Origin of the sequence: Pedobacter gandavensis (assembly GCF_032678745.1) — a bacterium.
GTDB lineage: Bacteria > Bacteroidota > Bacteroidia > Sphingobacteriales > Sphingobacteriaceae > Pedobacter > Pedobacter gandavensis_C.
The window spans coordinates 323,003-337,042 of record NZ_JAVTST010000004.1 but is presented as its reverse complement, the minus strand read 5'-3'; the positions used below and the strand labels follow the sequence as shown (position 1 = coordinate 337,042).

The window sequence follows — 14,040 nt, the reverse complement described above, 5'->3', positions numbered from 1 at the left end:
GTTTTCTTTTTGATGACTGTGTTACAATACTTAAAAAAAAGTAACACTAATGGTCATTAATAAAACAAATGAAATCAATAAACTAATCATAACTAAAGAGCGTGAATATTTCAATTATTCAATTCTTTTCTATAGTGATTTCTCCAAAGTTTCAACATCAATAAATGTATTTGATTTATCAACTAATCGTAGATATTATGAGTTTAGTTTATCTAATAATGATGTTGAATTAATTGAAGTAGGAAAGTTGAATTATTCCTTAATAGGTGACGGTGTTACAATTAAAAATGGTGTTGCGACTGTAAAAGGTTTAGCTGTACCAGTTCAGGTTATTAAAACTGAACAAACCGAATTTATAACACTGAAATATGAGCAATAATAAAAGTAATAATTTATCGACTTTTAATTTTAAAATACACATACCATTAGCTATAGAAACTATTCCGATTGACGATGCTAAGCACGTGATTTGGGGTAAAGATAACCTGTATCCTGATTATCTATTGTCACTGTATCAAAAGTCTCCTATACACGCTAATATCATTAACCAGAAGGCTATACATTTAGTTGGTGAGCAGTTGACGAATAAATTGACCAATAGGAAGTTTGATATTAAGCCTAATGCATCCGATACAATTGACTTATTTTTAGATAAATTGGTGAAGGATTATTTAATCTTTAATTCCTTTGCCATTGAAGTTAATTTTAATGCTTTTAATCAACCTATTGCATATAATTTCATACCATTCAATAAAATCAGGTTAAATAAGTCAAAAACCACAATTTTTTATTCTGAAGATTGGTCAAAAAGAAAGGATATTATCACTTATGATAGATATTTAGCTGGGAAAAATTACACGGATGGAAAATCTAGAGTTTATTTATATGAAGGATATATTCCTTCATTAAATAACATATACTCAGAGCCGGAATATACTGCACTGAAAAAAGTATTAGCTACGGATATTGCTATTATTGATTTTAATCTGAATCAAATTCAATCTCATTTTTCTGTATCTACTTTGATTACCTTTTTCATGGGGGAAGATATTGACCCTGAAATTAAAGGTAGTATTTCTAGGAAATTGGAAGAGTCTTTTTCTGGTGAAAATGGTAGAAAATTCATGCTGGATTTTCAAACTCCAAACGGCAAGTCCGCTGAAATTCAAAATATTTCAAGTGGAGACTGGAATGATGCTTTCTTAACTATTAAAGATGCCACTGAAAGTGCCATTTATGAAGGTCATCAAATTACTTCACCTGCTTTATTCGGTGCTAAATCTGCTGGTCAGCTTGGTAGTAGTCAGGAACTAGAAAATGCCTATGAAATCTGGTCAGGTTCTTATTTGAGGACTAAAAGAAATCAGTTAGAAAGTGCTTTAGCTGAATTATTTGGTGTACAGGTTGAATTTAAGCATAAAGCTCTATTTATGTCTCAATTAGATTTAGCTACCAAAGAGAAGGTTTACACTATTGATGAACTCAGAAGTATAGACGGATTAAAACCATTACCTGACGGTTCAGGTAGTAAGCTTATTTCTCAGATGTCCGCTGGTTCTGCACCTGCTCATTTTTGCAGTCATTTTTCCAAAGATGAATTAGTGAAGACAGAGTTGACTGAGGAAGATTATGATAAAATAAAAGATTTAGGGTTATCATCAGATGAATTTGAAATTGTACAGGAATTTAAATTTTCTAAAGAAGATGACATTGCTACTTATTTAATTGAAAATGATGTTAAAAATCTGACTTATGAAGAGATAGTAGCCAGACTTGCCGAAGAAGATATTGAGACTGATGTTAAAGAGCTAAAAGAAACTCTTACTAAGCTACAGGATTCAGGATTAATTAAAGTAACTGATGTTGCTGGTAAAGAAAATAGAATAAAAGTTGTACCAGTAAATGCACCGGATATTCCAGATAGTAGGGAAATACAAGTGATGTACAAGTATGAAAAAAGGAAGAATATTGAGGGGGAAATTTTAATTGACACTAGCAGACAATTTTGTAGGAAGGTAGTTGAAAATGATAAGTATTATTCAAGGGCTGAGATTCAGTCAATGTCAGATATTTTCGGATATGACATTTTTAAATTCACTGGTGGCTACTACACTAATTCTACCACAGGTGAACATACACCTTACTGTAGACATCAATGGACTGCATATAAGGTAGCTAGAAAGAAAGGGAATAAATAATGAAATTATTACTAATTGACGAAAAATATATCAAAGAAAACAGTGCTATTGAGCTAAATGCGAGTGGTAAAGTGCTGAATACGATTATCTGGGATATCCAGAAGAATCTGCTAAAAAATATATTAGGGAAGACATTATACACAGAGTTATTGAAAGAAGCTAAAATGAAAAATGATGATGAAGCTTACATTATCTCTGAATCATCATCTGAGTTGCTTTTTGACTACGTGCAACCCTATTTACAAGCTTCTACGCTGACTGAATTCATTGTATTGAATAGTTACAAGCTTTCAAATAAAGGTGTACTTAAACTGTCTGATAATAACGCTAGTGCCCTTAGTGCTGATGAATTGGAGTATTTTAAAAACTTCTATGATAATAAAAAGAATGTTGCCGAAAACAACTTAAAGGAATTTATCAAATGTGATGAGGATATAACAGCGCCAGATGCTGACTTAAAGAAAACCACAGGTATAGGCTGGTATTTGGATTCAAATAATTTTGATGATTTCTATTATAGAAATTCTGGTAAAAATAAATATTTATAATATGAACCTGAACCAAGTAAGCTTTATTATAAATGACTTCTTTGATAGTCATTTACAGGTGAATACTATAATGAATGGTAATGCAAAGGATTTTATCGCCAAGAGGGATAAGGAATATTTTGCTGTAAACTATGAGTTTATCAATTCTGGCATCAACGGTAAAATAATGAATTTCAATTTCAGTATCACTATTGGTGACTTATTGAATGAAGCGCATGATAATGAGAATAACATCTTTTCCGATTGTCTAACAATTGCAGAAGACTTCTATACATATATGGCAGATGTAAATGGGGTAATTTTTAATAAAAGCTCTAACATTCAAAAATTTGAAGATGGTGATGGTGACCGCATAAGCGGGATTACTTTCAATATCCAATTAGGTGTAATACGAAGCCAGAATATTTGTGTTCTGCCATTAGAGTCAGATGAAGTACCACCAATTAACGCAAATAGGGCTTTTACCTATCAATTCCCTTACAATTTAGACTAAAATGAACATTAATATACAAGACAAAAATACAGGAGATAGCCATAGTGCAGGGGAATTTAATCTTTTTAAACAGGCTATCAATTCAAAAGCAGATAGAACGGAGTTAGAAGCTGAGACTGATGCTAGGTTACAGACAGAGTTAATATTTGAAGCTGGTTTTCAGACTAAAGTCAATAAAACCGATTATGCTGTTGATAAACAAGCTTTCATTGATGAAGATTTTAGACTAAATCAACTAATTCAAAATCTTACTGGTGTTGATTTAACTGATTATTTTACTAAGACAGAATCAGATACTAAATATCAGGTTAAAGGTGATTATTTGACAGTCGTAGACTGGTCAATGATTTCGAATAAACCTGTGATACCTTCTTTAACAGGATATTCAACCGAAGCATGGGTTGAAGATAAAGGATATCTTACTTCTGTAAGTTGGAATATTATAGCCGATAAGCCTCAATTATTTTCCGGTGCTTATTCAGACCTTATAGGTTTACCTACTATTCCTTCATTATCCGGTTATGCAACGGAAGAATGGATAAGTAACAAAGGCTTCATTACTGGTTTTACACAAAATTTTGATTATTCAAGTTTAATCAACAAACCAACACTATTTAGTGGGGTATACTCCGACCTTTCGGGTAAACCATCATTGGTTGACGCTTATAGCAAAATTGAAAGTGATAGTAAATATCTTTCAACAGGTACTACTATCTTCAATGGTGACTATAATTCGTTAATAAATAAACCTTCTATTCCATCTTTAACAGGATATGCTACCGAAGCGTGGGTAACAGGTAAAGGATATATTTCAGGTGTTACGTTTGCAAATATTCAAAGTAAGCCAACGACAGTTGCCGGATACGGTATCACTGATGCTGTATCAACTACAACATTGAATACAGCAGTAGCTTTAAAAGCTGATTTATCTTTATCTATTTCTTCAAAAACGGCTAATTACACATTGGTCTTAGCTGATAATGGGAAGATGATAACAATGAATATGGCAGGTGCAAACACCCTTACTATACCAACTAATGCCACAGTTGCACTTCCAATAGGTTCGCAAATAATAGTGTATGCTGAAGGTGTAGGAGTAACGACAATAACACCTGCATCAGGGGTAACAATCAATAGTGTAGGTGGTAAAACTAAAATTACAGGTCAGTATTCAACTGTTACCCTGATTAAAAAAGCTACCAATATTTGGGCTGTTATAGGAGATTTAAGCTAATGATAAGTGCTATTCACGGAATTATTTCAAAATCTGCACCAGCAGTAATAACACCACCAACAGGTTTAGTAATCCTTAATGACTGGGTTTTAACCAGAATGGAAATTATTAATGGTAATGATTTCAGACCTTTAGATGGTGATGCCAGAGCTTATTCTCCATCTTATATACCTGTTGGAGGTGTTGGTGAAATAAGGGGGAAATCGTTCGTTACCATTTTCGGATTAGATAGACTTGAAAATAGTGACCCGTATAATGCCCTCGATTATGCGGTATGGAGGGGCAATGGTGGTTTAGTTGGAACGTGGCAAAACAATGTCGAAAAACTAGGTGATTATGTACCAGTGGGAAGTTATGAGCGTGTAAGATGTGATGGCAGTTTCGTTTATTTCGAATATTCAATAGATGATACTTTAAGTTGGTTACCAATCCAAGCACCAGTACCTCAACTTCAAGAAAAGCTTTATCCCAAGGTGAGTACAGACCCCGGTGAGTATTTAGATGATGTGTTTGTAAGCGGAATGGTGAAGGATTAACTGTTTTATTTCTTTTAAAGGAAAACAAAAATCTGTTTCTAAATGAGTTATCCACATTTAATCATCAAAATATACTTTCAAATCCAATTGGAAAATTTTTGAGCAAAAAACAGCCTTTAAGCATCATTTGGGTGTGTATGGTCTAGACCCATTTTTACCTGAAAGTTGACATGAAAATCTAGCTGTTAAATGTATTAATCTGATGAATGCGGTAATAATGTTGAAAAGTGATTACAGCATATACTGATAGCATACTTTATATTTGTAGAACGGAATCCTTAGAAATAAAGAATGGATTAATACTCGAAATATTAACCCATTCACTAAGCTCTGTTAATTAACATATAATCCATTACGATGAAAAATTTATTAAAAACAGAAACAATGAGTTCAGGCACTTTAGTGCTTTCAATCTCATTACCATTCAAAATTAGGTATAACCAAGGGAATACCCAAACGTTGGAGTGGGAGAAAATGCTAACAGTGCTTGTACTCATATTAGAGTTTTTCCACTGGTTGTTGATAGTTCTCAAACTACTGCCGATACCTTACATTATGTAAAAGCCTGAAATTTTGGTTTAAACCAAGATTTTTTAAGAGTTTCACCTAACGGTGAAGCTCTTTTTTTTTGGACAAAAGTTTAAAAATAGATGTGAATAAATTTTAAAAAATATTTTAAAAAATATTTGAATTCAGATTTGAATGATAGCAAAACTGAGGGAATTCTGTTTATTTAGATGGATTCTGCTATCACAATTTTTAATTTGAAGTCCTTTTAGATTTCAATAAAACCCTTTTGATACCAAAATTTCAATACCTAAAAAACGAATTAGGTAATGATTTTAGGAAAGGAAGAAATAAAGAAAGTAGCTACATCAATAGGGGTTGAATATAGTGCGCTAATAGCGTTCATTGAAGTTGAATCAGGAGGAAAAGGATTTGCTTCTGATACGGGTAAAATCATTATCCAATTTGAACCTTCTTGGTTTAAACGCAAAGTGCCTTTTGCACCAAGTGGGGCGTGGTCTGTTAATGGAGTTGAAAGACAGTCTAAAGAATGGGTTGCATTTAATGATGCTTTTTCTATTAACGCAAATGGTGCTATGGAAAGTACCAGTATTGGATTAGGTCAAATCATGGGTTTTCATTATTCCAGATTAGGATATAAATCTGTTGGCGAAATGTGGGATGATGCTAAGAGGGGAGAACTACAGCAAGTAGTACAAATGGCAAGGTTCATTGCCACAGATAAAAGACTGCTAACAGCTCTTAAAAATCTTGATTGGCACATTGTAGCCTGTCTTTATAATGGAGCTGGTTATTTGGAATTAGCTAAAAAAATAGGACGTGAACCTTACAATATTACCTTGGAAAAGGCTTATAAGAAATACTCAGCTTAAAGATGTTAGAATCAATTTTCACTCTTAAAGCGTGGTTTATAAAAATCCTTGCGTTATTTCTGGTATTCTTCGAACCGGCACAACAGACCGCATATTTACTACTGTTCCTCATTTTTATGGACGCGACAACCTCATTGTGGTTGAAAATCAGAGGAAAAGAGAATATTAATGTTAAATCCTTTTTAAGTAAGGTAATGCAAGACGTAACCCTATTTTTCATCTTTCTACTAAGTATCCATTATTTTCAGGTGGCGTTTTTACAGGAGACTTTCACCGCATTCAAGTTACTCGCAAGTATCCCAATCTTCGCTCTTTTATCTCAAATCATAGTGAATATTGAAAAGCTTACCGGATTAGCCATTGCGACAAAAACTACTGAGATTTTAAATAGTATGTTTCAATCGCTGTCAGCGAAAATCATAACAAAAAAAGACGATGAAAAGCCTACTTTATAGTTTTTTGATTTTAATCCTATTTAGTTGTAAGGTCAAAAAGGATATACATTTGCAGGAAATTAAGACTCATTCTATCACCCGCATTGACAGTAATTATATAGATAGCATTAACGGTCAAATAACCATCAACAGGGCTTATGTAATCGATTATGATAGTTTAGGAAGGCCAATGTCAGCAAAGATAAATGAAGTGGTTAAAGGCTCTTATAATGGGGTAAGTAAAGGTAGTGTGAGAAAGGATGAAGAAGTCAAAAATGAGGTAAAAACCTTAGATAAGAAGATTGATAAGGAATCTGTAACAGTTAATTTTTCCCTGATTCTTTTCGTTGTGCTGGTGGTTATTGGTTTAGTTGTTTTTTACAGCTGTAGGTCTTGGTCTAAGTAATTTTGATTTTTTTTTTAAGTCCCTTATCTTCCCCCATACCCAAGCAATTATAAACATTATAAGTAAAATACCTAAAATTGCGGGTAAGACGTACCAGAAGAGTATAGAGAGGATAATTCCAATTAAATCAAAAATTGGACTAATTACATGAACTGAGAATTCATTTAAAAGGTATAAACAGAAAATTATTAGTGCAATTGCACATAAACTCCTTAGTGTTTCCATTTTAGTTGGCGGGTATTGCAATAGGAGGTTCTAAATGATTTATACCATTACTATTAAGATTGATTTTCTTTGAATAAGCATTACCTAATGTATCAGTAAAATGAAAATCTAAAATCAATTCTTTAGGGGAATAAAAAGATTGAGGTCTAGGGTCAACATTCTGGAATTCCAAGGTAATAATAATTTTATGTCCTATAGAATAATTTTTGGCTTTATCATATTGTAGCTGAGGTGTGATAAATATGTCTGTTGCACTAAATTCTAAAGGTTTACAACTGCGCATACCAGCATCAATAATTTCTAGGGTTAACTGAAATTTTCTATCTATAAGTGGGCCACCTGAAACGGATGGTTTATCGCTAATTTGTTTCATTTCAGAAACCTCAATATCAGGTCTAATTTGTAATTTGTATATATCTTTTTCACCTTTTTGTTCGATTAACGCCTGCCTTTGTATATCGAGAGTTTCACTTTGTGCTTGTAGATTTCTAAACAAAAAATATAATGTTGCCGATGTAACTAAGAGAATTGCAATGTCTGAAAATGTTCCCCACACATTTGCTGAAAATGGGAATACTGTTAATTCCCCGTAATTTGGATACCCTTTGATTAGAAAGAAGCCTAATAATAAGCTTATTATAAATGAAATGTAGTGAATTGGTTTTAGAGCGTTCATGTTTTTTGATTAAAACCTAAAGGTGTTCAAAATAAATTGGTATTGCAAAGTCTTGTTTGTTTACTAATATTTTTAGTAATTTTGGTTTGTTATGGAAAAGCTGAAATTGACAGAAGAACAAGAGGATAATTTGAATAAGTCGCTATGTGGTTTTGTTAGGGGGAATAAATACCTACGTAGTTATACAACCGACTACGCAACAATCATCAGGTGGAAAGGGGAAGTGATTCTGGTTAATCTCAACCTGCTAACAGAGGAATACCAGAAGAAATTTATTGATGGTAATATTAAGGGATATACAAATGGCCTATTAGGAAAGCTTGTACCAAGGGTAAGTACTTTTATGATGATGAATAGTCTCGCACCAGCGGAGGTTGCTTTTCACTTCCAAATTGCTGGCATCCAATTAATAAAGTATATTGATGTTGAGGGGAACAAATTGTAGGTTCTTTTGTAGAAAATCTGTAGAAAATGTATAAAAAAACCGCTTCTAAATGGTATTTGAGAGGGGGTATTTTTTCTACAAATGCTACCAAAACCTTGTTTAAATATATTTGAATATATTTTTGGATAAATTACAGATTTTCATACGTTTGTCCTAGCATTAATTCTTAATGTAGGTGCAAAATTGATAAATCCTGGTTTAACTAATTATTTGTGTTCTACAAAGGTCGGTAATTATTATTAGCAAGAAAAGTAGTTTTTTGTCAGTCGCTGACCGTCAGTGAAATAAATAGGAATTTATTGGGAAATTAACCTGGGTATACCAATGGTATAGTAAGGGTATAGTAAGGCCTTGGTATGTTGTTGCGATGTACTTGAGATGTTATTGCGATGTGGTTGGTATGTTCCTGAATATACCAACTACATCCCAACTACATCGCAACAACATACCAACCCCCTGTTATACCATTAGTATACCATTGGTAATTCTTTTGAAAAATAGTGTGTGTCTTACTCTGAAATTACTTAACGAATTAGGGATTTAAAGATTAAATGCGATGCTTTGCACTAAATAGGCTTTTCCGAAGTTGTTCGGGTCATGGATCACCCTTGCCCTAATAGAGTGCCATCTTGGAAAGATAAATTTTTGATCTTCTAATTCAACTTTACGTAACTCCAGGACATGTTGCCAGATTTCTTCCAATTGTTGGTTCACTATAGGATTGTTAGTGCTGAGTTGTATTCTGTCCTGGGAATACCGGTATTGATCGTCGATTTTAGTTAAAACAATAAATGGACCACCAGGTACGAAAGATTCGATCAAGCTGATGTCAAATGCTTCAGTCCCGGTATATTTTTGTTCGCTAACGACTTTCGAGAAGGCAAACCACCTGTCTGGGCCATCCTGAGCCGGGTTCTTTTCAATGTGAAATTTGGCTTTCACACGGTAAGTATAACCGGGCTTTCTTTTTTCGAAGCCTAACAGTGAGAATTCTGCAGGTTCATTTTTTGGTAAAAGGGTTAAGGTTTCGCCAATTGCAGAAAAACGGTGGTCTACCATTAATTCGACTTCCTGTCCGTTTTTTAATTTAGAAGGGTCCTGCATCTTTTCTTTTGCACAGGAAGAGACGATAAAAGCTAATAGGAGTAAATAGAAATGCTTCATAATGTTGAGCGTTAGAGGGTTTGATGAAGAAAACGTATGGAATTTGCGGAACGCTACACCTTCCTGCAAATATTTGAAAATTGCTGAAAATTATTGAAGATGCTCTTCCAAAACCTCTGCTTATTTTTGATAGGAATTATTGGATAAATATTTATAATTTTGAGAACTCAAATATCCAGGTGATTTTGTAAGAGATTTGATTGAAAACCCCTTTAGAATGCAATTCAAAGGGGTCTGTTTTTTCTAAGGAAATTTTACGGCCTGTAATTAAATCATTTTAAACGCCAAGCATGAAAAAATACAGCATTTATATCAACGACAATACTTTGTTTATTGCGGATTCCAAGCCTGTTCAGGAAAAAGAAATCGAGCAATTGACAGTGGAAGACTTTGATTTCAAATTGTTCTATAAGAACTTACCGGCAAATCCTACGACAGATTATTTATTGCTGGTAGCTGATCCTAAGGCACTTTTTAAACAAATTAAAAATAACCTTACATTGATTAAAGCTGCTGGTGGACTGGTTAAAAGTGCGAAAGGTAATTACCTGTTTATCTTCAGGAATAAGAAATGGGATCTACCAAAAGGAAAGGTGGAAAAAGGCGAGAAAATGAGAGAAGCCGGTTTGAGGGAAGTCGAAGAGGAATGTGGTGTAACCATCTATAGCAATGATGAAAAGCTTTGCAAAACCTACCATATCTACCCAATGGGTTCCAAATTGGTATTAAAGAAGACCAAATGGTACAGCATGACCGTTAAAGGAGAACCAAAATTGATTCCCCAAAAAGAAGAAGGAATTACTAAAGCCAAATGGTTAGGTAAAGCCGACCTGGCACCTGTACTCCTAAATACCTATCCATCTATTATCCAGGTATTGGAAGTAGGTTCCTTATTAGAGGAACGGGATGGCGTTTTGAGGTAAAAACTGACTCACATCTCCGTGATTTCTAAGGATGTCACGGACGATGGTTGAGCTGATTGCCGAATATTCAGGCTTACTCAATATAAAGATAGTTTCCATTTCCGGCATCATCGTCTGGTTGATCTGAGCAATGGCGCGTTCGTACTCGAAATCACCTACAGAACGGATTCCCCGAACCATATATTGCGCATTAATCTTCCTGCAAAAATCAACAGTTAGCCCTTCATAAAGCTGTACCTCAACTTTTGTTTCTAATTCAAACACTGTTTTTACAATCTCTTCCCGCTTTTCCGCAGAAAGATAACTCTGTTTTGAACTGTTCAACCCTATCCCAACCACGACTTTATCAAATAATGGCAAGGCACGTTTCAGGATGTCTACATGGGCAATGGTAATTGGATCAAATGATCCAGGAAACAAGGCGATCTTCATCTTTTATATTTTAGGAAGTCGCCACATCGATAGATATGACGATTTCGAATGGTTACTTTACTTTTTCAAAGAAGCTAAAGGATGAATTCCCATATCTTCTGGTTTCTTTAAAGCCTGGTTGGGCATTCATCTTCAATAAAGAAGGGTGTTCCACGATCAATAATCCATTATCTGTAAGCAGATCGTTCTTGATCACTAGTTCCGGGATTTTTGGAATGGTAGGCAAGTCATAAGGAGGGTCAGCAAAAATGATCTGATATGACTTTTTATGCGTGTCCAGAAATTTGAATACATCTGCTTTCTGCACATCAATCACATCCAGATGATGTTTGTCGATCACTGATTTCACCCAAAAGATACATCCAGAGTGTTTATCTACTGCTGTAACGCTTTTTGCGCCTCTTGAAGCGAACTCAAAGCTGATGTTTCCTGTTCCGCAGAAAAGGTCAAGCACATCACAGCTGTCAAAATCGTAAGTATTGTAAAGAATGTTAAAAAGAGCTTCTTTGGCCATATCTGTAGTGGGCCTTACCGGTAAGCTTTCCGGGGCATTGAAACGAATGCCTTTTAATGTACCGCCAATTATTCGCATATATCCAGTGCTAGCAAGCTGCTGTAATAATGAGCAGGCATGTCTTCTAAAATTTTGTGATCTACCTGATCACTTAAGGGAGTGTTAAACGTTATTTTCTGGAAGTATTTCTCCAGACATTGGTAATAAGCATCATCTTCGTGAACGATGCCACTCAATAATACTTCAGTTTCTTCAGTATCTATTTGAATTTGGTTGATGAGCAACAAAAGGTAATAGTTGAACTCTTCCGCATTTTCAATTTCGTAGCAATTGCGGAAAATCAGGTTGTCGCCTGTTGTAAGGACTGCAGTAAATGAAGCTGCAGTAAAATCAAGTACTAAAGTTTTGCTTGCTTTATCCTGTACCATGGCCAGCATTGGTGCCACCTGGTCAAATAATTTGCAACTCAATAAGGCATCTGCCAGCGTTTCATCCATAAAACGCTGAAGCGTGAAAATAGAAGTGAAGCCGTAATTCGCGAATGGCCTAACATATAGATTGTCTGATTGTTCCTCAGTAAAGAATTTTGCGTATTGATCTAAATTATTGGCGTCAAATAATTCTGTTGGAATGGAAATAGAGTTTTCACTGTATACCGCAACTTTAATGTCTTTGAAAGCCAGATTTAAATAGCTATCGTTTTTTAATTTTATAGCAAGATCATGGGGAATATCTTTAGATTCCTGTTGATCGTAAACCGCTTTTAACTGGTTGTTGGTTTTGTCAATAATGGCATAGGAGAAGCTATCTGCGGTAATTTTTAACAATAAATTGCAGTCTGGCGCAGTACTAGGATCAAATTCCGGATCAACTAATAAAATGCTGTTTTTATGGCTCATCTGTATCAAATTATTTAAGATCAAAATTAATCCTTTTTTCTATAACATCACCATTGCATCTTTGTTAAATGGATAAAGCATCAATTATAGCCCAGTCTTACGCGTTTACACCTACTGCCGAACAATTGGTTTTTTGCCAGAAAATGGCCGCTTTTTTAAGTCAAGGCTTAGATGATCAGTGTTTTATATTGAGGGGATATGCCGGGACGGGAAAAACAACTTCTGTTGGCGCATTGGTAAAAGCATTGCCTAAATTTGGCTTTAAAGCAGTGCTGATGGCGCCTACAGGCCGGGCGGCAAAGGTGATGAGCAACTATACAGGGCGTAAAGCACTGACTATTCATAAGAGAATTTATAGAAAAAGATCAGCGGTATCTACGGATATGTCTTTTCAGATTACGCCAAATCTTTCAGAGCATACGGTGTTTATCATTGATGAGGCCTCAATGATTGCGGATGAGTGGAATACGCAAACTGGCTCCTCTTTTTTAAAGGATTTGATACAATATGTGTACAACCAGAAAAACTGTGCGGCGATTTTTGTCGGTGATACCGCACAATTACCACCGGTGGGCAGTATAGATAGTCCGGCATTAAATAAGGAATATTTAGCGGCTAAATTCGGAATGTCGGTATCTGCCGTGGAGCTTCAGGAAGTAGTGCGTCAGGAAAAGGAGTCCGGGATTCTTGCCAATGCCACCATGCTCAGGGAATTGATCAATGAGGGAGGCGAAGAGTCTGAAGAAGTGGAACTGCCTAAATTCATGACTACAGGCTATAAAGATATTTTCAGAATGACCGGCCTTAAGCTGGTTGAAGGATTAGAATATGCTTACAGCAAATTTGGGATGGAAAACACCTTGGTGGTCTGCAGATCTAATAAATCAGCAAATGTATACAACCAGCAAATCCGTGCGAGATTGCTTTATCGGGAAGAAGAGTTAACTGGTGGAGATCAGATCATGGTGGTGAAGAACAACTATTTCTGGCTTCCTGATAATGAATCTGCAGCTTTTATTGCCAATGGTGATATGGCCAGGATTGTACGGGTAAGGGGTACGGAAGAACGTTTTGGTTTCCGCTATGCGGAAGTGGCATTGGAGTTTTTGGATTTCCCTGATGCCGGACAAATTTCCTGCAAAGTGATGCTGGATACTTTAACCGCCGAAACGCCCAACCTTTCTTATGAATTGGGCAATAAACTGTTTGAAGCACTAAATGTAGAATACGAACACCTGACCAATAAAAGGGAACGCTTTAATGCCATCAAAGCCGATCCATATTACAATGCACTACAAATAAAATTCGCCTATGCGGTAACTTGTCACAAGGCACAAGGTGGTCAATGGGATGCTGTTTTTGTAGACCAGGGGTATTTAACAGAAGAAATGATCGACCTCGATTTTTTACGCTGGCTATATACTGGCGTAACCAGAGCGAAAAGAGAATTATTTTTAGTAAATTTTGCTCCAAATCTTTTTGCTTCCCCTTTGGAAGATTAACTTAACGCTCA

Annotated in this window: 17 protein-coding genes; 12 read left to right on the top strand and 5 right to left on the bottom strand. The window is 35.1% G+C overall.

Annotation, left to right across the window (positions count from 1 at the left end; genetic code table 11):
* The first annotated feature begins 49 nt into the window (after positions 1 to 49).
* The 9 genes from R2S10_RS15685 (at position 50) to R2S10_RS15645 (ending at position 7,249) form a co-directional block, all read left to right on the top strand.
* Positions 50 to 379, top strand: a complete 330-nt coding sequence (locus R2S10_RS15685; RefSeq protein WP_316841367.1) for a hypothetical protein — start codon at positions 50 to 52, stop codon at positions 377 to 379.
* Entirely contained in the window at positions 369 to 2,198 is a 1,830-nt protein-coding gene (locus R2S10_RS15680) for a hypothetical protein (protein WP_316841366.1), read from the top strand. The genes R2S10_RS15685 and R2S10_RS15680 overlap by 11 nt, the downstream gene beginning before the upstream one ends.
* Positions 2,198 to 2,746 (top strand): hypothetical protein, encoded by a 549-nt coding sequence (locus R2S10_RS15675; protein WP_316841365.1) that lies wholly within the window; start codon positions 2,198 to 2,200, stop codon positions 2,744 to 2,746. Before R2S10_RS15680 ends, R2S10_RS15675 begins: the two co-directional genes overlap by 1 nt.
* 1 nt (position 2,747) lies before the next feature.
* Positions 2,748 to 3,239 (top strand): hypothetical protein, encoded by a 492-nt coding sequence (locus R2S10_RS15670; RefSeq protein ID WP_316841364.1) that lies wholly within the window; start codon positions 2,748 to 2,750, stop codon positions 3,237 to 3,239.
* Between the two features lies 1 nt (position 3,240).
* Positions 3,241 to 4,473, top strand: a complete 1,233-nt coding sequence (locus R2S10_RS15665) for a hypothetical protein (RefSeq protein WP_316841363.1) — start codon at positions 3,241 to 3,243, stop codon at positions 4,471 to 4,473.
* Positions 4,473 to 5,009 carry a hypothetical protein gene (locus R2S10_RS15660; protein ID WP_316841362.1) on the top strand — a complete coding sequence of 179 codons (537 nt, stop codon included), beginning with the start codon at positions 4,473 to 4,475 and terminating at the stop codon, positions 5,007 to 5,009. The genes R2S10_RS15665 and R2S10_RS15660 overlap by 1 nt, the downstream gene beginning before the upstream one ends.
* Positions 5,010 to 5,845: 836 nt before the next feature.
* Complete coding sequence (locus R2S10_RS15655) at positions 5,846 to 6,409, top strand: N-acetylmuramidase domain-containing protein (protein ID WP_316841361.1); 564 nt, start codon at positions 5,846 to 5,848, stop codon at positions 6,407 to 6,409.
* Between the two features lie 2 nt (positions 6,410 to 6,411).
* Positions 6,412 to 6,864 carry a hypothetical protein gene (locus R2S10_RS15650; RefSeq protein WP_316841360.1) on the top strand — a complete coding sequence of 151 codons (453 nt, stop codon included), beginning with the start codon at positions 6,412 to 6,414 and terminating at the stop codon, positions 6,862 to 6,864.
* The gene (locus tag R2S10_RS15645; protein WP_316841359.1) at positions 6,845 to 7,249 is read left to right on the top strand and encodes a hypothetical protein; all 405 of its coding nucleotides are present in this window, start codon (positions 6,845 to 6,847) and stop codon (positions 7,247 to 7,249) included. The genes R2S10_RS15650 and R2S10_RS15645 overlap by 20 nt, the downstream gene beginning before the upstream one ends.
* Before the next feature lie 226 nt (positions 7,250 to 7,475).
* Here the strand turns inward: R2S10_RS15645 and R2S10_RS15640 are convergent, their stop codons facing one another.
* Entirely contained in the window at positions 7,476 to 8,150 is a 675-nt protein-coding gene (locus tag R2S10_RS15640) for a hypothetical protein (protein ID WP_316841358.1), read from the bottom strand.
* Positions 8,151 to 8,241: 91 nt separating this feature from the next.
* Here R2S10_RS15640 and R2S10_RS15635 point away from each other — a divergent pair, with 91 nt between their 5' ends.
* Positions 8,242 to 8,595 carry a hypothetical protein gene (locus R2S10_RS15635; RefSeq protein ID WP_316841357.1) on the top strand — a complete coding sequence of 118 codons (354 nt, stop codon included), beginning with the start codon at positions 8,242 to 8,244 and terminating at the stop codon, positions 8,593 to 8,595.
* A gap of 540 nt (positions 8,596 to 9,135) precedes the next feature.
* On the opposite strand, the gene R2S10_RS15630 is transcribed toward R2S10_RS15635, so the two are convergent.
* Positions 9,136 to 9,759: a hypothetical protein gene (locus R2S10_RS15630; protein WP_316841356.1), complete on the bottom strand. Its 624-nt coding sequence runs from the start codon at positions 9,757 to 9,759 to the stop codon at positions 9,136 to 9,138.
* A 290-nt stretch (positions 9,760 to 10,049) separates the two neighbouring features.
* On the opposite strand from R2S10_RS15630, the gene R2S10_RS15625 reads away from it, so the two are divergent.
* Entirely contained in the window at positions 10,050 to 10,682 is a 633-nt protein-coding gene (locus tag R2S10_RS15625; protein WP_316841355.1) for an NUDIX hydrolase, read from the top strand.
* Here the strand turns inward: R2S10_RS15625 and coaD are convergent.
* Genes coaD through R2S10_RS15610 form a run of 3 tightly spaced genes read right to left on the bottom strand, consistent with a single transcriptional unit; the run spans position 10,653 to position 12,527 of the window.
* Positions 10,653 to 11,114 carry a pantetheine-phosphate adenylyltransferase gene (gene coaD, locus R2S10_RS15620; RefSeq protein WP_316841354.1) on the bottom strand — a complete coding sequence of 154 codons (462 nt, stop codon included), beginning with the start codon at positions 11,112 to 11,114 and terminating at the stop codon, positions 10,653 to 10,655. The two genes, R2S10_RS15625 and coaD, sit on opposite strands and share 30 nt — an antisense overlap.
* Before the next feature lie 52 nt (positions 11,115 to 11,166).
* Positions 11,167 to 11,706, bottom strand: coding sequence for an RsmD family RNA methyltransferase (locus tag R2S10_RS15615; RefSeq protein ID WP_316841353.1), 540 nt, complete (start codon positions 11,704 to 11,706; stop codon positions 11,167 to 11,169).
* A complete protein-coding gene (locus tag R2S10_RS15610; protein ID WP_316841352.1) occupies positions 11,697 to 12,527 on the bottom strand; it encodes a DUF3822 family protein in 831 nt (276 codons plus the stop codon). Before R2S10_RS15610 ends, R2S10_RS15615 begins: the two co-directional genes overlap by 10 nt.
* Positions 12,528 to 12,595: 68 nt before the next feature.
* Between R2S10_RS15610 and R2S10_RS15605 the strand changes: the two genes are divergently transcribed.
* Positions 12,596 to 14,029: an ATP-dependent RecD-like DNA helicase gene (locus R2S10_RS15605; protein WP_316841351.1), complete on the top strand. Its 1,434-nt coding sequence runs from the start codon at positions 12,596 to 12,598 to the stop codon at positions 14,027 to 14,029.
* The last annotated feature ends 11 nt before the right edge of the window (positions 14,030 to 14,040 follow it).